General features: G+C 60.3%; 16 protein-coding genes, 1 tRNA gene and 1 pseudogene. 9 read left to right on the top strand and 9 right to left on the bottom strand.

The features are described 5' to 3' along the window. Positions 1–171: 171 nt before the first annotated feature. A complete protein-coding gene (locus B2696_RS08315) occupies positions 172–585 on the bottom strand; it encodes a YccF domain-containing protein (RefSeq protein WP_075729432.1) in 414 nt (137 codons plus the stop codon). A gap of 144 nt (positions 586–729) precedes the next feature. On the opposite strand from B2696_RS08315, the gene B2696_RS08310 reads away from it, so the two are divergent. Further along, positions 730–1,425 carry a DedA family protein gene (locus B2696_RS08310; RefSeq protein WP_286954970.1) on the top strand — a complete coding sequence of 232 codons (696 nt, stop codon included), beginning with the start codon at positions 730–732 and terminating at the stop codon, positions 1,423–1,425. Here the strand turns inward: B2696_RS08310 and B2696_RS08305 are convergent. The 4 genes from B2696_RS08305 to B2696_RS08290 all read right to left on the bottom strand — a co-directional run bounded on the left by B2696_RS08305 (position 1,355) and on the right by B2696_RS08290 (position 9,920). Next, the gene (locus B2696_RS08305) at positions 1,355–2,197 is read right to left on the bottom strand and encodes a DNA-formamidopyrimidine glycosylase family protein (protein WP_075729430.1); all 843 of its coding nucleotides are present in this window, start codon (positions 2,195–2,197) and stop codon (positions 1,355–1,357) included. The two genes, B2696_RS08310 and B2696_RS08305, sit on opposite strands and share 71 nt — an antisense overlap. Further along, on the bottom strand, positions 2,198–3,442 hold the full coding sequence (locus B2696_RS08300; protein WP_286954969.1) for an alpha-hydroxy acid oxidase: 1,245 nt from the start codon (positions 3,440–3,442) through the stop codon (positions 2,198–2,200). A 130-nt stretch (positions 3,443–3,572) separates the two neighbouring features. Beyond that, a complete protein-coding gene (locus tag B2696_RS08295; protein ID WP_286954968.1) occupies positions 3,573–4,940 on the bottom strand; it encodes an MFS transporter in 1,368 nt (455 codons plus the stop codon). Positions 4,941–5,066: 126 nt separating this feature from the next. After that, positions 5,067–9,920, bottom strand: a complete 4,854-nt coding sequence (locus tag B2696_RS08290; RefSeq protein ID WP_286954967.1) for an ATP-dependent helicase — start codon at positions 9,918–9,920, stop codon at positions 5,067–5,069. Positions 9,921–9,954: 34 nt separating this feature from the next. Here B2696_RS08290 and B2696_RS08285 point away from each other — a divergent pair, with 34 nt between their 5' ends. The 4 genes from B2696_RS08285 (at position 9,955) to B2696_RS08270 (ending at position 12,447) form a co-directional block, all read left to right on the top strand. Further along, the gene (locus tag B2696_RS08285) at positions 9,955–10,713 is read left to right on the top strand and encodes a 3'(2'),5'-bisphosphate nucleotidase CysQ (RefSeq protein WP_174775539.1); all 759 of its coding nucleotides are present in this window, start codon (positions 9,955–9,957) and stop codon (positions 10,711–10,713) included. 109 nt (positions 10,714–10,822) lie between these two features. Next, positions 10,823–11,629, top strand: coding sequence for a thymidylate synthase (locus B2696_RS08280; protein ID WP_286954971.1), 807 nt, complete (start codon positions 10,823–10,825; stop codon positions 11,627–11,629). After that, positions 11,629–12,159 carry a dihydrofolate reductase gene (locus tag B2696_RS08275; RefSeq protein ID WP_286954966.1) on the top strand — a complete coding sequence of 177 codons (531 nt, stop codon included), beginning with the start codon at positions 11,629–11,631 and terminating at the stop codon, positions 12,157–12,159. Before B2696_RS08280 ends, B2696_RS08275 begins: the two co-directional genes overlap by 1 nt. Next, a complete protein-coding gene (locus tag B2696_RS08270; protein WP_075729425.1) occupies positions 12,160–12,447 on the top strand; it encodes a glutaredoxin domain-containing protein in 288 nt (95 codons plus the stop codon). 53 nt (positions 12,448–12,500) lie between these two features. Here the strand turns inward: B2696_RS08270 and B2696_RS08265 are convergent, their stop codons facing one another. Continuing rightward, the gene (locus B2696_RS08265) at positions 12,501–12,818 is read right to left on the bottom strand and encodes a hypothetical protein (protein ID WP_286954965.1); all 318 of its coding nucleotides are present in this window, start codon (positions 12,816–12,818) and stop codon (positions 12,501–12,503) included. Positions 12,819–12,918: 100 nt separating this feature from the next. Here B2696_RS08265 and B2696_RS08260 point away from each other — a divergent pair. After that, a tRNA-Arg gene (locus B2696_RS08260) sits at positions 12,919–12,994 on the top strand. Positions 12,995–13,046: 52 nt separating this feature from the next. Here B2696_RS08260 and B2696_RS08255 read toward each other — a convergent pair. The 3 genes and pseudogenes from B2696_RS08255 to B2696_RS08245 all read right to left on the bottom strand — a co-directional run bounded on the left by B2696_RS08255 (position 13,047) and on the right by B2696_RS08245 (position 16,178). Beyond that, positions 13,047–14,584 (bottom strand): annotated as a pseudogene (locus tag B2696_RS08255) (tripartite tricarboxylate transporter permease). Further along, a complete protein-coding gene (locus B2696_RS08250; RefSeq protein WP_075729423.1) occupies positions 14,584–15,213 on the bottom strand; it encodes a tripartite tricarboxylate transporter TctB family protein in 630 nt (209 codons plus the stop codon). The pseudogene B2696_RS08255 and the gene B2696_RS08250 overlap by 1 nt, the downstream one beginning before the upstream one ends. After that, positions 15,213–16,178, bottom strand: coding sequence for a Bug family tripartite tricarboxylate transporter substrate binding protein (locus B2696_RS08245; RefSeq protein WP_170216836.1), 966 nt, complete (start codon positions 16,176–16,178; stop codon positions 15,213–15,215). Before B2696_RS08245 ends, B2696_RS08250 begins: the two co-directional genes overlap by 1 nt. Before the next feature lie 312 nt (positions 16,179–16,490). Between B2696_RS08245 and B2696_RS08240 the strand changes: the two genes are divergently transcribed. Genes B2696_RS08240 through B2696_RS08230 form a run of 3 tightly spaced genes read left to right on the top strand, consistent with a single transcriptional unit; the run spans position 16,491 to position 18,254 of the window. Further along, on the top strand, positions 16,491–16,835 hold the full coding sequence (locus tag B2696_RS08240; RefSeq protein ID WP_286954964.1) for a LysR family transcriptional regulator: 345 nt from the start codon (positions 16,491–16,493) through the stop codon (positions 16,833–16,835). 27 nt (positions 16,836–16,862) lie between these two features. Further along, the gene (locus B2696_RS08235; RefSeq protein ID WP_286954963.1) at positions 16,863–17,375 is read left to right on the top strand and encodes a hypothetical protein; all 513 of its coding nucleotides are present in this window, start codon (positions 16,863–16,865) and stop codon (positions 17,373–17,375) included. Then, on the top strand, positions 17,376–18,254 hold the full coding sequence (locus B2696_RS08230) for a serine hydrolase (RefSeq protein ID WP_286954962.1): 879 nt from the start codon (positions 17,376–17,378) through the stop codon (positions 18,252–18,254). Positions 18,255–18,347: the final 93 nt, after the last annotated feature.

Here is an 18,347-nt window from a genome sequence, read left to right as displayed (position 1 = left end):
GTGCGGTAGCAAGGCCATCCGGTCTATCCTGAATGATCGGGCTCATGCGGAGACCGGTAGCAAAAGCGGATTTCAGTATTCAGGACAACTGACCTACAAAACACTGCACTCAAAACCTCTAGGTCCGCTAGAGACCTTCATTAAAGACACAACGGAGTCCTCAATTAGTTTCTAGAGCCGGATCATCGGTTCCCAACCTGCTGGAATGCTATCGCTGGTGACGATCTTGCGCCCGAAGGGGAAGCAGGTCACAGGGATCATCTTGAGATTGGCCAAGGCAACGGGCAGCCCGATAATCGTCACTGCTTGCGCCAGCGCAGTGGCCATGTGGCCTATTGCTAGCCACACGCCTGCGAAGATGAACCACACGACGTTGCTCAAGGCCGACATTCCGCCGGTACCGCCCACCGGTTGCACCACAGTGCGCCCAAAAGGCCAGAGCGCGAAACGCGCCATGCGGAAGCTAGCCACGCCTGCCGGAATAGTAACCACTAGCAAGCAGGCCACCACGCCAAAAATGAAGTATCCGGCAGCAAGGGCGAATCCGCCGACAACAAACCAAATAATATTTAAAATCGTCTTCATAACCGCTACCCTAGTCGAGTCGCGGCCTTCCGAGCGCGCATTCTTTAAGGTCTCACACTTGTCACATCTTCGCTACCCCCGGGCTTTTGCTAAGCTCGGTGGCTGGTTTCACCACCCCGCTTCCTCACAACAGAAAGATATGACTTGCACACTGTCATCGACTGGATAGTCAGCCTGATGAACACCTTGGGCGCGCCCGGGGTAGGTATCGCCATCTTCCTTGAGAATATCTTCCCGCCGGTCCCCTCGGAAGTCATTCTCCCCCTCGCCGGTTTTACGGCCTCGCGCGGGGAGATCAACCTCTTGGCCGCCATAACCTGGTCCACCATTGGCTCTGTCCTTGGAGCCTTCGTGCTTTATTGGATCGGCGCGGCAGTGGGCATCTCTCGCCTGCGCCGCATCGCCGACTGGATGTGGCTGACCACGCCGGAGGACGTTGACAAGGCGCTCGGATTCTTCGATCGTCATGGCTCCGCGTCTGTGTTCTTCGGGCGCTTCATTCCCGGAGTGCGTTCGCTCATCTCAATCCCCGCCGGCGTAGACCGCATGCCAATGCTCAAATTCGGTCTATGGACCACTGCGGGGTCGCTGATTTGGAATACCGTGCTAATTCTTTTGGGTTTTCAGCTCGGCGAGAACTACCACATCGTTTCCGATTTCATCGACCGCTTTTCCTCGGTGATCTATGTCCTCCTCGTACTCATCGTGGTGGGCGTGGGCATTTATCTTTTCCTGCGTCAAAGGCGCCGGAAGAACCGGGATTCGCCCGTTAACGCCAGCCAGGCTGACCCCGGTTCGACCCCACCGGAGCCGGTTGGCACACCGGACACCACCAAATAACCCGCTCGAGCTCGCCCTCATCGCCGCCGGCGTCTACTCCGCCCAGAAACCCCTTCTGGATCAGCGTGCCGCAACGCCGACAGGGCGCGTTATTCCGCCCGAATACGTAGGTTGTTTCCCCTGCCCGCCGCACGCCAGTGGTCACGCGGATAGGGGAATCTTTATTGGCCCACATGATGCGGCGCGCGACGTCGAGGACATGCTCGTAGTCAATGTCCCCCACTCGGGCTGCCGGATGCACCCCGGCAATGAAACAGGCTTCGGCGCGGTACTCGTTACCAATGCCGGCCACGTTGCCTTGGTCGAGCAATGCTGCCCCGATGGATCGGCCCGGCCGCATAGAAATCCTGCGCACGGCCTCTTCCCTATCCCACCGCGGCAAGAGGATATCGGGGCCCAAGTCGGCGATGGATTCGTAGTAATCATCGAGTCCAAAAACCTCTACTAGGCCTAACCAGTGGCCCACCAGCTCAATATCACGTGGGCGATTGGCCAGAGCCAGTACCACCCTCGCGCTGTGTGCTGGACGACGCCACCTGTCCCCCACGTAGTGGATAGCCCACGTGCCCTCCATCTTCAGATGTGTGTGCACTATACGGTCATCGAACTGCATGAAGAGGTGCTTGCCATAGGGCCACACCCGCTGGCAGCTCGTGCCTTCTAAATGCACCGTGGCATAGCGCGGTACGCGAAAGGAGCACCCAGTGACCTCCCGGCCCTCCATGAAGTGAAGCCTATTGGCCAGCTGTAGTACCGAATCTCCTTCTGGCATCTAGGAGAGCTCATGCTCGCGCTGCGCCTGCCACGGTGTGATGACGTGACTGCGATTGAGTTCCGCTATGTCTGTGACCCCCAACAGTTGCGCCGTGTTCTTTAGCTCCGCGGACAAGAGCTCGATGACTCGGTCGACGCCCTCGCGTCCACCCGCCATAAGGCCATAGAGATAAGCGCGGCCGATGAGCACAAAGTCTGCTCCTAGGGCTAGCGCTATGGCTATGTCGGTGCCCGACATTATGCCCGAGTCATAGATGATCTCTGCCTCATCGCCTACCTCGGCTTTCACTGCTTCAAGCGCTTGCAGGGTGTTGACCACGCGATCGAGCTGGCGTCCACCATGGCTGGAGACGACTACGCCATCTGCACCGAGATCTATGACCTTGCGTGCATCGGCGGGGTTAAGAATGCCCTTCACAAAGAGCTTGCCCTTCCATTGCTGCCGAATCCACGCCAAGTCCTCGAAGCTCAGCGCAGGGTCAAACATGGTGTTAACGAGCTCGCCCAAGGTGCTTGTCGTGCTTGTAAGGGAAGCGAAGGTGACCGGATCAGTGCTGAGGAAGTTAAACCACCACTCTGGCCGCCACGCGGCATCCACGACAGTTCCCAGCGTTAGCCGCGGCGGGATGCGCATGCCGTTGCGAGTATCACGCAGGCGCTGCCCTGCCACCGGCGTATCTACGGTGACAACCAAGGTGTCATAGCCAGTGGCGGCGGCGCGATCAATGAGGTCTTCGCAGGCCGCGTGATTCTTCCACAGGTAGAGCTGGAACCAGCGCCGCCCAGTGCCCGATGTACGCGCCACTTCTTCCACGGAACGGGTACCCATGGTTGAGAGCGTGAAGGGGATACCCGCGGCTGTGGCTGCAGCTGAGCCCGCGTCCTCTCCCTCTGCGTGCATGAAACGAGTAAAGCCTGTGGGGGCAATGCCGAAGGGCAAGGAAGAGTCAGCGCCCGCGATGGTAGTAGACAACTTGACATCATCTGCCCCAGTGAGGACGTTCGGAAGCAAACGAATCTCGCGGAAGAAATCACGGGACTCCCGGTAGGTCACCTCATCACGCGCAGCGCCATCAACATAGTCGAAGGCAGCCTTAGGAATGCGCCGCCTGGAGATCTTTCGCAGATCCCACACATCAGCCGCCTTATCAAGACGGGCTGCGCGGCGATCCAGCGTGGGTTTGCCAAACTTCATGACATTCTTCAGCTCCGAAATATCCGGCAGCTGCCTCTTCATACGCATTTCTTCATTCCTCCAAAAATCTGTCTTAGTTATCTTGTTTCAGTTTCAGGATTACTCTCCTCGGCGCGCTAAATCCACCGTGCTATCCATTCTGCGCTGGAGAACCCAGATTCTTGCTCCGATGCCAGCTCTAGTGAACCGTCCTTGTGCGCGCGGCCAGGACCGACGCCACAGAGATAGCGCAGCAAATAGCAACAGCAATGGCACCGAAGATGACTCTTCCACCCGAGGCCTGGATGATCCATGCCAATACCAGCGGGGTAAACCCGGCTACTACAGCTCCGTTGAGCTCGCGGGCGAGGGCAATTCCAGAATATCGTTCGCGAGCACCGAATAAGCTGGCGAGAAATGCCCCTTGAGCGCCCGAAGTCATGGCGATGATGAACCCATAACCAACCGCAATCATGACTCCAGCCAGCACTGCGTTGCCGGAAGAAAGCGCGTTAAAAAGCGGGAATGCAAATGCTGCAGCGCACAGGCTGCCTATAGCTAGTACTCGTCCTGCCCCGAACTTATCAGCGGCTAGGCCGCCGAAGGGCGTGCCGAGCACTCCGGCGAGGGTTCCCAAAGTCACGGCAGCGAGCGCGGTCGGCCGCTCCATTCCCACTGCGGGCGAGGTCATCAGAGAAATACCGAATACTGCCATTGCGTAGTTGAGGGCATTATGTCCGGTCACCGCGCCGAAACCAATGACTACTTCGCGCCAGCTCTTCTTTAACAACGCCACAAAGGGGATTTCCTCCCGCTGCTCCTCGGTGCGCTGCACCGCAGCCACATACTCCGGAGTCTCCTCGAGGCGGCGTCTGATGAAGATGGCCACTGCAAAAAGCACGGCGGAAGCCAGGAAAGGAATGCGCCATGCCCCACCGAGCAGGGCTTCCTCCCCTAGCGAGGAGACAGCCAAGAATGCACCAGTTGCCATCGCCATGCCGAGGGGCGGCGTCGAAAGCACGAGGGCGGTGAAGAATGCCCGCATCCGCAGGGGCGCAAACTCCGCCACAATTGTCATAGCCCCAGCCAACTCGGCACCGGCGCCCATGCCTTGAATCAGGCGAAAGAGAACCAGCAAGATCGGCGCGGCGACGCCGATGAGTACTTGGGTCGGAAGGAGCCCGATGCCCACAGTCGCAATTCCCATCAGCATGATCGAAAGCATCATTGCCGGACGCCGCCCCCAGGAGTCACCTATGTGCCCAATGAGCACTCCTCCCAAGGGGCGCGCAACGAATCCCACCGCAAAAGTAGCGAAGGCTGCCAGCTGTCCGCCCACAGCCGATCCCTGGAAAAAGAGCGGTCCGATGACCAATCCAGCAGCGGCACCATAAAGCGCATAGTCATACCACTCGATTACGGTTCCGGACATCGCGGCGATGAGAGCACGCTTGCCCTCTTTTCCAAGGCGCTCCGGATTACCCGGCGCGCCTTTCAGCCCAGTGTCATCAGCATTAGGAGCAAGTATATTCGGGGCCTTATTGGGGCGGGCGGTAGTGTCTGACATGAGATATATTTCTATCCCGTTATAGATGCTTCCTACAAGGGCGGGGGAACCCAAATCCCCCGCCTATCACCTCCGAGAGAGGCGGGCGCCACATCGGCCGCAGGTTTCCTCCCATAGCGTGGAACGCTATCGACGCCGCTGCCCCCGAAACGGCGCTGGGCCGCGCGGACGGAAGCCGCCTCCGCCCCCTTCTGTCCTTCCTGGGTCTCTACCTTCATCAGGGCTCGCGGGGTCCTGCGGATCGTCAAAGCTGAGGTCATCTATCGCCTGGCTGACCCTTCGCCCACCGCGCGGAATGCGCGGGGCACGCGCTTGGGCGCTGATGCGCACGCCTTTGGGAGTGATGCCGGCACCCGCTTCCCGCAGGAGCGAAGCCAGGGCGCTTTCGTGTACTGGGCGCCCGTTAGCCTTCTCAATGACTAGGGGTGAGAGCCTGCCCGCGGCGATAAGCTCAGTTACTGCCACCAGTAGAAAGCGCACCGCTTCTTCGTGGCTAATGCCTCCAGGCAGGGCATCGAAGAAGGTGCTCAGGCTGCGGCCGCCACGGCTAAGGTGGGCGATGAGTAGGCCGTCGACAAGCACTACCAGCGCACCAGCCGCACGCGTGGGCCCACCCTTGCCTGTCTGGCCATCACTATCATCGCGCTGCGGCCAGGGCAGCGCGGCGCCGTAGGGATTAGCGGGATCCGCCGCGGCCAAGACATAAGTCTGCGGCTCCTGCGTCCCCGAGGGCCAGCCCATGACATCGGGGGAATCCGCGAGGCCACGCAGTCGATCGATGACGGCGGGCGTGGAAAACTGCGCAGCGCCCAGCCCGTCAATAACGTAACCGCGCAGGGCTTTGCCGCTTTCCTCGAAACCGGAGAGTACCTTGTAGGCCAAGGCGAAACCTCCTATGACGTCCTCCGCGACCACGCTGCCGCGGGTGACAACGCCATAGCGATCCAGCCAGGCCTCCCCGTGCGCCACCGAGCGGGCGGTGGCCTCCGTCGAAGCCGCCATGGACAGTGCCCACCTCCCCGCCATATCGTTAGGCACAGCGCCACCGGCTCCCGGTCCCGCTTGCTGCGCCTGGGCAAAAGAGGTCCTGCCCATGCGCAGGCGCGAGCGGGTGGGGCGCCGCTTGGCACGATGGGCGGTGGCAGCGCGCCGACCGGAGGCTGCAAGATGGGAACGCACTGGGCCAAAGGAATCCGGGGAAACTATGCCCATCTCCACAAGCTCCCACATTGCTTCCCGCAGCTCCTGGGGCGTCGCCGGCACTTCCCGGGCAAGGTCGTGGAAAAGAAATCCGCCTCCCCGGGATAGAACCGCCACTACCGCCTGCTGAACCACACTCAGGGAGTGTGTGTCGTGGTGTGGAATGAGTTGGGCCGCGTAATCCACCGGCAAGAGCATGATCCAAGGATCCGCGTTGCCGGCCTTACCCGCGCCGACGATAAGCACTTCCCCGTTGAGGGTGAGCTCGTCAAGCAGCGGTGGAGAGTAGTCCCCCACCCGCGCCGGCAACACCAAAGACTCCCATGCAGAGGCCGGCAGGCGCACCCCGGCCAGCTGCTCGACGACGGCAAATACCCCATCAGCCCCACGCAACGCCGGGCGCTGTCCACTGGGCGCGACCTGCTGCCAATCCGGGAGGAAACGCCCATAAGCAGCCTGCGAGACGGGCTCGGTGGCTGCACGCGCCGCCGCAAGAGAACGCGAGCGAATGATGCGCAAGACCTCGCTCGCGCAGTACTCCGTCTCCTCGATTCCCTGGCGATAGCGCCCCTCCACGATGTTATCCAAGGATCCAAGCACGGTATGCGCGGCCGAGACAGAAAGACCAAAGGCTTCCGCGAGATCGCGCAATATGAAGGGCCCACGCGTGCGTGCCCAACGCGCCACCAGCTGTGCCAAAGCATCGGTGATGGTGGCCTGCTGCGCCGCCACGCCCGGCGGGACCGGAACCCCTAGTCCGTCACGCAGCAATGGCGCATCGTGAGACTGGGCCACGTGCTCGCGCCCGCCGATCCGCACGAACATGATGCGCGAGCCAAGGCCCTTGATCGCCGCGAGCGGGACATCCGTGTGCGCGGGTAGCTCATCAATAGGAATAGGGCCGAGGACGCGGAAGAGATCCGCCACCTCCTCGGTGGTGCGCGCCCTTCGCCCCGGCGCAGTGCGCTGCAGTTGCGCATCCACCTGCTCGATGATCTCGGGTTCTAGAAGCTCGCGCAGCTCGACGGTTCCCAGCAACTTGGCCAGGAGCGCCGGGTCAAGAGCCAGCGCAGCAGCACGCTTTTCCGCCAGGGGCGAATCCCCCTCGTACATAAAGGCGCCTGTGTAGTTAAAGAGCAGCGTCGAAGCAAAGGGCGAGGGCTGCTGCGTTGTCACCTCCGCGATGCGAATTCGGCGATGCCCGAGCTCGCGCATCGTGGTGCTTAAAGCCGGGAGGTCATAAACGTCCTGCAGGCACTCACGCACTGTCTCCAAGATGATGGGGAATGAAGGATATTTGCGGGCGACGTCGAGAAGCTGCTCGGCGCGCTGCCGCTGCTGCCAGAGAGGGGCACGCTTGCCCGGATTGCGCCGTGGCAGCAACAAAGCCCTGGCCGCGCACTCGCGAAAGCGAGAGGCAAAAAGCGCTGAGCCGCCCACCTGCTCGGAGACAAGATCTGCTATCTCATCCGCGTCGAAGATAAAAAGGGACGCATCCGGCTCCTCCTCACCCTCCGGAAGGCGCAGGACGATGCCGTCGTCGCCGGCAACGGCCTGAGGATCCATGCCCGTTCTTTCTGCCACGCGCGCACCTACGGCGAGGGCCCATGCAGCGTTGACTCCGCGGCCAAAGGGCGAGTGCAGCACTATTCGCCAATCCCCTAGCTCATCGTGAAAACGCTCCAGAAGCAGGGTTTTTTCATCGGGAACGAGACCCGTGGCCTCGTACTGTTCGTTCAGGTAGGCCAAGATATTCGCACGCCCGCGCTTGTCGACGTCGCGGATAAGACCCGGGTCCTCGCGCACGTCGCGGCGATACGCGCCCAGCGCCTGCCCCAGTTCGAAGGGGCGGCCGGCCTGGTCACCGTTCCAAAAAGGCAGCCGGCCTGTGTGACCGGGGGCCGGGGCAACTATGACCTGGTCGCGGGTGATCTCCTCTATTCGCCAGCTTGTGGCCCCGAGGGTAAATACGTCACCCGCACGGGACTCGTAGACCATCTCCTCGTCGAGTTCTCCCACTCGGCGCGGCGCGCCTTGGCCGCCGGCTAGAAACACCCCGAACATGCCGCGATCCGGGATGGTTCCTCCGCTGGTAACGGCGACGCGCTGCGCACCTGGTCGTGGGGTAAGCAACCCGGTGACTCGGTCATAGACTACCCGCGGCTTCAGTTCCGCAAAGTCGGTGGAGGGATAGACACCGCTAACCAGATCGATGACCGAGTCAAACACCTCCCGGGCCAGATCGCGGTAGGGCCAGGCTCGCCGCACGGTGTCATACCATTCATCGACGTCAATACCATCCGCATGAGCGGCGACCTGGGCCACGGTTTGCTGCGCCAGCACATCAAGAGGGTTGGCCGGCGAATGCATTTCCTCGATGAGCCCCTCTTGCATGCGCGTGACGGTCAGAGCCGATTGGACGAGATCTGCACGGTGCTTGGGATAAAAAGAACCGTGCGAGACGGCCCCCACCGAGTGCCCGGCGCGGCCCACACGCTGCAGGCCGGAGGCCACCGAGGGCGGCGACTCTACTTGGACAACCAATTCGACGGCACCCATGTCGATTCCCAGTTCAAGGGAGCTGGTCGCCACCACGGCGCGCAGGGTACCTTCCTTGAGCATCGTCTCTGTCTGCGCGCGCTCATCCTTAGAAACCGAGCCATGATGCGCGCGGGCGATGATCGAGGGAGCCTTGCCCGCCACGTCCACCTGCTTCATCAGCTGCGCAGGATCGCGCCTGGTCTCAGGGGAAAGACTATCTGGATCAAACTCCTGCGCATAGAGCTCGTTGAGGCGCGAGGTCAAACGCTCGGCGGTGCGGCGGGCGTTGACAAAGATGAGCGTTGAACGGTGCTCCATGACCTCTCTATAGAGTTCCTCCTCGATGAACGGCCAGATCGACTTCGCACTCGGCAGCGCTGAATCCTCAGCCACCGGCGGGAGATTCTCGCGGGTGATCCCAGTGCGATCATCAACAGTGAGCTCACCGATGGTTGAGCCCTGCTCCGGGGTGGGAAGATCTGACATGTCCTCCACCGGCACGTGGACCTGCAGACTCCAGCGCTTCTGCGCAGGGGGTGCGACTATCTCTACGGGGCGACCACCTCCGAGAAAGTTTGCAACCGCACTCAGGGGACGCACCGTGGCTGAAAGCCCAATGCGTTGGAAGGAGCCTGCCACCGCCGCCAGCCGCTCGAGGGTTAGCGCCAGGTGCACGCCGCGCTTCGTGCCCGCCAGTGCGTGAATCTCATCCACGATGACCGTGTCCACCGTAGATAAAATGCCCGCGGCTTTAGACGTGAGCATGAGATAGGCAGATTCTGGAGTGGTAATTAACACGTCTGGGGGCTTGCGTACCTGGCGTGCACGCTCCGCGGCTGGGGTATCTCCCGAGCGCACCGCCACCGAGATATCCGGGATGGGCAGTCCCATGCGCTCAGCCACACGGGAAATTCCCGCCAGTGGCGCCCGCAGGTTATTCTCCACATCGACGCCGAGGGCTTTAAGCGGTGAAATATACAAGATGCGCACCCCATCGTGGGTACCCTGCGCCTTTCCCACTGGAAGCGCAGTCTGGCCCTCTCTTTCAACGAGGCTATCCAAGGCCCAGAGAAAGGCCGCCAGCGTCTTACCGGAGCCGGTCGGCGCCACAACTAAGGCATGCTCGTTGCGGGAAATGGCCTCCCAAGCCGCAGCCTGGACTGAAGTTGGGGCGGCGAAAACCTCCTGGAACCATCCCGCTACCTGGGGATGAAAACGTGAAAGGATACTTTCCGGCATGCCCTACTCTAACCCGCGGGGTAGTCTGGTCAGCATGAGCGTTGAGATTTCCGATTCCCGCCTGACTAACTCCCTCGCAGAAGGCTGCGGCGAGATCCTCAAAGGAGTACGCAATGGCGGCCTCTTGCGGGGGCTTTCGCTCGGTGATGCCGGTGACGAGGCCGCCCAAGAATGGATAGCACGGGTGCTTGCGCACCACCGCCCAGAAGACGGCATCCTCTCAGAGGAGGCCACCGATGACCTCAGCCGGTTGAAAAAGCACCGCGTTTGGGTCATCGACCCTTTGGACGGCACCAAGGAATTTGCCACCGGCCGCCAGGATTGGGCAGTCCATATTGCGTTGGTCATCGACGGCGCTCCCCAGTTTGCCGCGGTAAGCCTGCCGGACCTCGGCGTCACCTTCAAGTCCTCAGATGTGCGCGCCGTGACCGGCCCGCTGGCCAAGCGCTTCGTGGTCTCGCGTAACCGTCCGCCACAGGTGGCAAGCTACATCGCCGAGAACATGGGCTTTGACACCGTGGGAGTAGGTTCCGCTGGGGCAAAGGCCATGCACGTCTTACTCGGTGACTTTGATGGCTACATTCACGCCGGTGGGCAATACGAATGGGACCAAGCAGCCCCCGTGGGCGTTGCCTTGGCCGCTGGCTTGCACTGCTCGCGCCTCGATGGCAGCCCCATCACTTTCAACAACGAGGACACGTTCATCCCCGATCTCCTCATCTGCCGCCCCGAATTGGCCGATGACATCTTGGAGCACGCGGCCAAGTACGCCGACATCAACGGTGGCTTCTAAGCACCGTTGATGTCCTTCACGAACTCCGTCCACTAGGGTCTGCATTCCAGAGCTTGAGGCCTCAGCCTTGTTTTGCCCCGCTGTTTTCTTCACCAGCTCTTTGATTAGACTGTTCACCATGATCGCAACGCCATATGAAGACCTGCTCCGTTCCGTGCTCCACGATGGCGCCTCCAAAGGCGACCGCACTGGGACGGGAACCCGCTCGATATTCGGCGCTCAGTTGCGCTACGACCTCAGCAAGTCTTTTCCCCTCCTGACCACGAAGAAAGTCTATTTCCATGGCGTGATCGGCGAGTTACTGTGGTTCCTGCGCGGCGAGTCCAACGTCTCCTGGTTGCAAGAAAACCGCGTGAAGATCTGGGATGCCTGGGCCGATGAGAACGGCGAGCTCGGACCCGTCTACGGAGTGCAATGGCGTTCTTGGCCCACACCAGCTGGCGAACACATTGACCAGATCCAATCGGCCCTAGACACCTTGCGCAATAATCCGGATTCTCGGCGCAATATCGTCTCCGCGTGGAATGTCGCGGAGCTCGACAAGATGGCACTTATGCCCTGCCATCTTCTGTTTCAGCTCTATGTTGCGGATGGAAAGCTCAGCATGCAGGTCTATCAGCGTTCTGCGGACATGTTCCTCGGGGTTCCTTTCAACTTGGCCTCCTATGCCGCGCTGACCCACATGTTTGCTCAGCAGGCGGGCTTGGAAGTCGGTGACCTCATCTGGACCGGCGGTGACTGCCATATTTACAATGACCACATCACCCAAGTCGAGGAACAGCTCTCCCGGGCACCGCGTGAATACCCCCAGCTCAAACTCCACAAAGCCGCTTCCCTTTTTGATTACAACTTCGACGACTTTGAGCTCATCGGCTACGACCCCCACCCTTCAATCAAGGCCCCGGTGTCCGTCTAATGCTGGGGGCGATTTGGGCTCAATCCCTCGACGGCGTCATCGGTGACGGACAGGCCATGCCTTGGCACGTCCCAGAGGATCTCAAGCACTTTAAGGCAGTGACCGTGGGCAGTCCGGTGGTCATGGGTCGGCGCACCTGGGATTCGCTAAACCCGCGCTTTCGTCCGCTGCCTGGGCGAGACAATTACGTTGTCTCCTCACGGGAAGCCGGACAATGGTCCGCAGGCGCCAGTGTCAGCCCCACCATTCCGCCGCTTGAATCCGCGTGGGTCATTGGCGGCGGGCAGCTCTATGCGGCAACCCTCGACCGCGTCGACACCATCGAAATCACCCTCATAGGGGTCAACGTGGGGAATATCTACGGGGTTAGGGCGGTTTATGCACCTGAGGTCCCCAGTGACTTCGGCCTCCAAGCCAGCACTGACTGGCTGGTCTCCGAAAAAGGTCACCTCGACATTCCCGGGCAGCCCCCCAGCGAGCTGCCTCTTAAGTACCGCTTCCTGACATATCAAAGAAAGGGTTCAGCCTAAATGGCCATCGAAACACCTCACACCAGCGCAGATGTCACGATCTTTTTTGCGGATTGGTGCCCGTTTTGCTCCCGCCTGCGCGAACGCCTCGACCGCACGGATACCCCCTATGAACTTATTGACGTCGAAGCGGAAGGCACCGAGGACATCAACGAATGGATCAAGTCCGTCAACGACGGCAACCGCATCGTCCCAACGGTTCTCTATGGCGACGGCACCCATGAAACCAACCCACAGGCCTCTGCCGTGCGTGCCAAGATAGAAGAACTGCACGGCGTCAAGTCCTAGCGCCGTGCGTGGGTAGCTCTTCGATACTTCGTTATAGCCAGAGCTACTCAGGGTTACTCGTCTTCATCCTCGCCGAAAAGCTCCACCATATCTGCCGGTGAGAGCGTTGCATCCATGCCGGAGAGCTCCTTCGAGTAGATGGTGTGAAGATAGTTCTCAAGTTCCTTCTTCAGCTGCTGGGCATCGAATTTATTGAGCAGCAGCAGCCGCTTGGAGGAACCACCAGGGATGGTTTTCTCTACAGCGAGGGTGTCTACGCCATCCTTGGTGACGAGCTCGGTAAAGATCTCGCGACGCTGCACATCGATGAACTTGAGGTCAGTTTTATCAGTGGTGTTACCAGTAGTTTTACCGGCGGAATTATTTGCCATGACTAACAAGTTATCTGATTTAGCGCCGCCACGGGCCATGCTGGTAATCTATTTTCTTGGCGCAAGTAGCCGAACACGTCGGCGCACTTAAACCACCCTTGCCCCAGTAGCTCAGGGGATAGAGCACGGCTCTCCTAAAGCCGGTGTCGTAGGTTCGAATCCTATCTGGGGCACCAAAAACCTCGACTACCAGTAGAAATAGCTTGGTAGTCGAGGTTTAGTTTTGCTTTAGGCTGCCTTCTCCGAGGCCGTGTTGGCCGCGGGTGCCTTGGCACCCATGTGCCGTACGTGCTGGAAGAGCGTCATGGCTACTGCCCCAGCGAGGAAGATGTAGATACCGATGGTGATTGGACTCGAGACCAAGGCAGACAGGTCACCCTCCGAAATGGTCAGCGCGCGGCGCAGGGAGACCTCGGCCAGTGGTCCCAGAATTAGGCCGATAAGCACCGGCGCGATGGGCACCGAATAGCGGCGCATAAGGAATCCCAGGCAGCCGAGCAACAACATGATGAGGAGATCTACCGTGGAGGCGCTTACTGCATAGACCCCAAGTACCGCCAGGACAGAGATCCCGGCATAGAGGTAGTTGTTGGGAATGAGCAGCAGTTTCGCCCACACCGAGGCCATGAACAGGTTCAAGGCCAAAAGGACGATAAGCGCCAAGAACAGCGAAGCGAGCAGCGTCCACACCATGTCCCCGGAGCGCTCGAAGAGCAGGGGACCTGGTTGCAGGCCAAACTGCTGGAAAGCGGCGAGGAGGATTGCTGCTGTAGCCGACGTCGGCAAGCCTAAGGCCAACAGTGTTCCCAAGGAGGTGCTGGCGGTGGCGTTGCCGGCGGACTCCGGCGCAGCCAGGCCGTTGATGGAGCCAGTGGTACCGAAGTCGGTCTGGCCGCGTTTCTTAGCTAGGCGTTTTTCATTTCCATAGGCCAAGAAGGTGGGGATCTCCGAGCCGCCGGCCGGAATCAGACCGAAAGGAGCGCCGAATGCGGTACCGCGCAGCCACGAGGGCAGCGCGCGCCGAAAGTCCGCGCCCGACATCGTTGCCCGCGGTGCGGAGGCGATGCGGGACTTGGAAACAACGTCCTCGCGCGCAGTGGCCGAATGTAGAATCTCCCCCACCGCGAGAAGACCGACAGTGACGACAACGATGTCGATGCCTTCGAAAAGCTGCGGGACCGAAAAAGTGAAGCGCTCGGTGCCGCTCGGGCCGTCAATTCCCACCATGGACAGGGCCAGGCCGATGATGAGGGCGCCAAGCCCGCGAATGATGGACTCCGAGACCACCGAGGAAATGGCCACGAAGGCGAATACGGCCAGCGCGAAGTACTCAGCCGGGCCGAACTTGGTGGCCAAGATGACCATGTAGGGCGAGGCAAAGACCACCAGGATGGTGGCGAGGGTTCCGCCGATAAATGCTCCTATAGCGGCAGTGGCCAGCGCCGTTGCCGCACGGCCATCCTTGGCCATGCGGTGCCCCTCGAGGGAGGACGCGATGGCGGAGGCTTGCCCCGCGTGTTCAGGAGGATGCCGGCTGTGGAGTCACCGAAGAGTCCACCGAAGTAGACGGCCGCAAACATGATGAACGCCGCTGTGGGATCAAGGGCAAAGGTAATGGGTAGCAGCAAAGCCACCGCCATCGACGATCCTAGGCCGGGGAGCACACCGACCGCGGTGCCAAGCACTGCGCCGATGACTAGGAAGAGCAGGTGGTTAGGGGACAAAGCCTCCGCAAAGCCGCCGAGGAGAAGCTGCAGTTGTTCCATTAGATGTTCCCCCAGATTCCGGAGGGCAGGTTAAGACCTAACCCCGTGACGAAAAGTAAATAAGTTATCGACCCAACAAGAAGCGCGACTGCGATGTCTCGCCACCAGTTGCGGCTGCCCAAGGCATAATTGACAATCCCAAATAATGCGGCCGAGCCGAGGATCCATCCCAGGTATGGCAGCGCAAGAATGACCACAACGAATCCCCCGATGATAAGGAACGGCGCGGCAGTAGCCTTGTCCTCCGTTGAGACGGCAATGTCCTTGGCCTCCTCCGTTACTTGGCCAAGATCCTCTAGCATGTCTCCTGAGAAGGAGCCATCCTCGATATGCGTCTCCGCGGTGGATCTCCGCCCTGAAACAACAATGTCAACGGCCAACGCCGCTGCCACAACAAGCCCAGCTATTCCAAGGAGAGTTGGAAGAAAAAGTGGCCCGGGAGTCGTATCCCCAACGACCTCAATAGTTTGCCTTCCCAGCAGCAGGATCACTGAAATGACCACGAGAATCGCCACGATGGTGAACTCGCCATAACGAATTCGGCTCTTCTTTACTGCGGCCTTGCTGGAACCATTATCTGGTTGTTGTTCTGCTCTGTGGCCCGAATTCTGATCCGTTTGTTGGTTCATCACAGTCCCAGCCTTTCTACGGTGTCTTCTGCCAGTGCTAGTTCGTCGGCAAAGAACTGGTCCAACTCCGGTCCCGTAAGGAAGGTGTTTTGCCAACCATTGCGGCTTGCAATCTCCCGCCACTCCTCGGACTCGTTGACCTCGGTCAAGATGGCGACCAATTCACTCTTCTCTTCCTCGCTCAGACCCGGTGGCGCAACCACACCCCGCCAATTTGCGGCGACGACGTCGATACCGCCCTCTTGGAGTGTGGGGAAGTCCACTCCTTCCTGGCGCTCGGGCGCGGATATCCCCAAGACGCGCAGGCTGCCTGCCTCCACTTGGTCTTGGATTTCTTTGTATCCCGTCACGCCGACATCGACAGAGTTCGATAGCATCGCGTTGAGCAACTCCCCGCCGCCTTCGAAAGGGATGTACTTCATACTCTTGACGTCGATGCCCAAGGCCAAAGCACTGCGGCTGGCTAGGAGGTGATCGGTGTTGCCAATTGATGCCCCTCCAACCGCAACGGAGGATGGATCCTCGACCCAGGCGTTAGCGAAGTCTTCCAAGGTGGCGAACTCGGAGCCCGCAGGCACCGCAATCACCGAGTACTCCTCGGTCATCCGCGCGATAGGCGTGACATCCGCGATCGAGACTCCAGGCTGGGCAATGACGGAGGAGGCGATCATCCCTCCGCCCGTGATGAGCAGCCGGTTCTCATTGCCCACCGATTGCGCCAGGCTTTCAAGGGCGATGAGCCCTCCTGCACCAGGGATGTTGACTACCTGCAGGTTATTAACAATGTTCTCCGAACGCGAGACCTGTTGGATCGCACGGGCAGTGGTGTCCCATCCCCCACCCGTCGCCGCACCGGCGATGATAGACAGGTTCGAACGCGACGTCGTCCCCTCCGCCTGGGTGGAGGAAACCACCATGCCAGCAACAGTAGCCACCACGGCCAACACCATTAGCACCGCTGTCACCACTCGCGATTGTGACTTGGACTGGGCCATAAAACCTCCGCTTCCTGGTTAACTTCTTGTGACGCACCTTCTCCACCAACAGGGCTGTCAAGCGCTGATGGCCAAGTCCACTGTCGCCACGAAAGGTGTCTGTGCTTCACATCACCTTCTGTTAAATAAAACTATCAATCAATAATGTGGCGTACATCATTTTTAAAAGGAAAGCTTGACTGCATCACATCACCGCGTACAGGAAAATGAACAGCCAGCCGAGCTTGCCGCCGCGTTGTGTCCGCTAGGCTTTTGAAGCGTTGGGCCAGTACCCTTTGAGACATGGCCGCTCCCCTTCGTCACAGCAAGTACTGGGAGTATTTCGTGGCGGTTGCGGAGGAAGGCAGCGTCCCTCGCGCGGCACAGAGGCTGGGCCTGACGCAATCCCCGGTGTCCCAGGGGATCAAACGCCTGGAGCAATCCATTGGATCCTCTCTTTTCGAGCGCCACCCGCAGGGTGTCACGCTCAGCGAGAGCGGAAAGCTTTTGCTCCCCCAAGCCCGCGTCTTGCTGCGGGATGCTTATGAACTGCAAAGGCTCACAGACTCTTCCAATCACAACTCGAGCATCCGGCTGGGCTTGGCGCCCTCGGTGCCCGTTCCTTGCGCTACTGCTGTTGCACAGTAATTGGCCTCGACAGCGCCTGACTTTCACGTGCGCGAGGCAAGTTGCGAGCAGTTGCTCACGGCCGTTGGTGAGGGCACCCTGGGTTGCGCAGTCATCGAAGATCCTTCCCCCACGGGATCGCTCGCGCGCGGACAGCTCCACGAGGTCCCCCGAATCCTGGCGGGAGTATCGTCGAAGCGCCTGCGTGGGCATAATCTGCAGGGATATACGCTCTACGACGACACTCGGGCGATTAGCCCCGCCGCGGCGGACCGTTTGTCCGATGCTTTCTTCTCAGCGGGATTATCCCCGCGTGTGGAATCTTTCCCCGGCCGGGCAACCTTTTCGGCACTAGTGGCGGCAGGAAAGGCCCTCGCGTTGGTAACGCCCGAGCACGCGCAACTGTGGCCGGGCACTTTCTTGCCGGGCGCTTTCAACCTACGCCTGCGCGCGGTGGTTCCCGCGCATCATCTCAGCGCGCCGGATGGCCGCGATCTGCGGGCCCTGATCGACTCCGCTTTGCGGGAATCCACCCGAGCACTCGAGGCAATGGTGAAGTAGGTGGGTTTACAGGCGGACATCGGCAGCATTCTCACAACAGCCGGCTGCGATGGATGGGCCGCAGCACGGCTACTTGGTTCACAGGGGCCGTGCTTGGGACGCGGCCAGGACGAGCACATCGCCATCGCCTCGATGTATAAGCTGCACGTGCTGGGCGCATTTTGCCTCGCCGTCGATGCGGTTGCCATAGATCCGCGGCTTCGCCTCGAGGTCACTGCGCGGGCGGGAGCACCGGGGATGATCGGTCTGGGCATGTTCGATGACCCAGTCTCCATCAGCATCCGGGATCTTGCTCGTTTGATGATCATGGTCTCCGACAGCGCGGCGGCCAATACCCTGCTGCGAATCATTCCTCAGAGCTTTCTCGATCGCGTACTGAGCAGTGCAAGGCTGCACAACACCACCATTATTGTTCCAGATATAGCAGCAGCACACCTTCCCGATTTACCTCGGGATTCTTCGGCCGCCAGCGAAACCATCCGCCTGCTCGCCCAAGCCCCGAACGCGCCGACAGACTACTGTGCTTACCGTGCAACAAGCACGACGAAGGAGCTATGCCGCATGCTCGACTGGTTCTTCACCACGGATGAGCTAAGCACGCCTAGCCGGGCTTTTGCTGCCAAAGTCCTGGGCCAGCAGGTGTTCACGCACCGAATCCCCTCCGGTTTCCCCGCCGCTGATGTCAGCTTCGCCGGCAAAACCGGCACCATCGGGCCCATACGCGGAGAAACCTCACTCATCAGCATTCCGGGTGAAGTACCGATTGTCGTCTCAGTGGTCACTCGCTCGGCGAGAATCGGCGCTAACCTTCCCGCCGCTGATGTAGCCATAGGGAGGATAGCGCGCCTGCTTGTGGATGAGTTCCGTCTAGCCATGTGAATTCTTGGCCCGTTCCTGGCCTGCCTATCAACGGTTATTCGCACTGAGAATGCCCGGATCCCGCCTTTTTGCTTTGTTGGCGCGCATGCTGAC

It is taken from the genome of Corynebacterium sp. UBA4397 (assembly GCF_002390965.1).
GTDB lineage: Bacteria > Actinomycetota > Actinomycetes > Mycobacteriales > Mycobacteriaceae > Corynebacterium > Corynebacterium flavescens.
Note: the sequence above shows the minus strand (reverse complement) of the source record. Positions and strands in the feature narration are given on the sequence as shown.

Excerpts from the sequence above, each read along its gene's own strand:
- B2696_RS08315 (WP_075729432.1), bottom strand. The coding sequence starts at position 585 with ATGAAGACGATTTTAAATATTATTTGGTTTGTTGTCGGCGGATTCGCC.
- B2696_RS08305 (WP_075729430.1), bottom strand. The coding sequence starts at position 2,197 with ATGCCAGAAGGAGATTCGGTACTACAGCTGGCCAATAGGCTTCACTTC.
- B2696_RS08300 (WP_286954969.1), bottom strand. The coding sequence starts at position 3,442 with ATGCGTATGAAGAGGCAGCTGCCGGATATTTCGGAGCTGAAGAATGTC.
- B2696_RS08295 (WP_286954968.1), bottom strand. The coding sequence starts at position 4,940 with ATGTCAGACACTACCGCCCGCCCCAATAAGGCCCCGAATATACTTGCT.
- B2696_RS08290 (WP_286954967.1), bottom strand. The coding sequence starts at position 9,920 with ATGCCGGAAAGTATCCTTTCACGTTTTCATCCCCAGGTAGCGGGATGG.
- B2696_RS08285 (WP_174775539.1), top strand. The coding sequence starts at position 9,955 with ATGAGCGTTGAGATTTCCGATTCCCGCCTGACTAACTCCCTCGCAGAA.
- B2696_RS08275 (WP_286954966.1), top strand. The coding sequence starts at position 11,629 with ATGCTGGGGGCGATTTGGGCTCAATCCCTCGACGGCGTCATCGGTGAC.
- B2696_RS08270 (WP_075729425.1), top strand. The coding sequence starts at position 12,160 with ATGGCCATCGAAACACCTCACACCAGCGCAGATGTCACGATCTTTTTT.
- B2696_RS08265 (WP_286954965.1), bottom strand. The coding sequence starts at position 12,818 with ATGGCAAATAATTCCGCCGGTAAAACTACTGGTAACACCACTGATAAA.
- B2696_RS08250 (WP_075729423.1), bottom strand. The coding sequence starts at position 15,213 with ATGAACCAACAAACGGATCAGAATTCGGGCCACAGAGCAGAACAACAA.
- B2696_RS08240 (WP_286954964.1), top strand. The coding sequence starts at position 16,491 with ATGGCCGCTCCCCTTCGTCACAGCAAGTACTGGGAGTATTTCGTGGCG.